The 560-nt window shown below is 54.8% G+C and carries 1 pseudogene; it reads left to right on the forward strand.

Annotation, left to right across the window (positions count from 1 at the left end):
• Nucleotides 1-450, forward strand: a pseudogene (locus ABFX50_RS51045) (hypothetical protein); the annotation flags it as partial.
• Nucleotides 451-560 lie beyond the last annotated feature (110 nt).

The raw sequence follows: 560 nt of genomic DNA on the forward strand, positions 1-560 counted from the left end.
GTCGGCGCAGCCACCCTAAACGACCACAGGGCAGCTAGGGATTACTTTAAAGAAGCTTCCCGGGCCGCCGAAAAAGTGGGTGACCGTAATGACTTCTGGCTAGCTTTTGGTCCCACGAACATAGCTATTCATCAGGTCTGGCTTTCTTTGGAATTGGGGGACCCTGGTCGAGCTGTTGCCGAATCCGAAGGCGTTCCACACGAAAACTTGCCCATCGAACTTGCCGAACGCAAGGTCTCACACCTGATCACTGTCGCTTGGGCGAACTTCCTACGTGGAAAAGACCGCGAGTCGGTGGATGCTCTCATTTTGGCGCGGATGGCAGCGCCGGAGCAGTTGCTTTTCACCGGACGCGTCCATTCCATGATTAGGGGAATGCTCAAGCGGGAACGACGTTCGGTCAAATCTGACTTGCGAAAGCTTGCGGCATTTGTAGGTGTAGCGGACTGATGTTTGAGCTTGTTCGCGTGCCACTGCTCCGTCTTCTCGATATGAACAAGTGAGCAAGTGAGCAAGCAGCACTCCGGTAAAAAGTAGGGCTCCGGCCAACGGCGCATACC

It is taken from the genome of Nonomuraea recticatena (assembly GCF_039533245.1).
Classification (GTDB): domain Bacteria; phylum Actinomycetota; class Actinomycetes; order Streptosporangiales; family Streptosporangiaceae; genus Nonomuraea; species Nonomuraea roseola.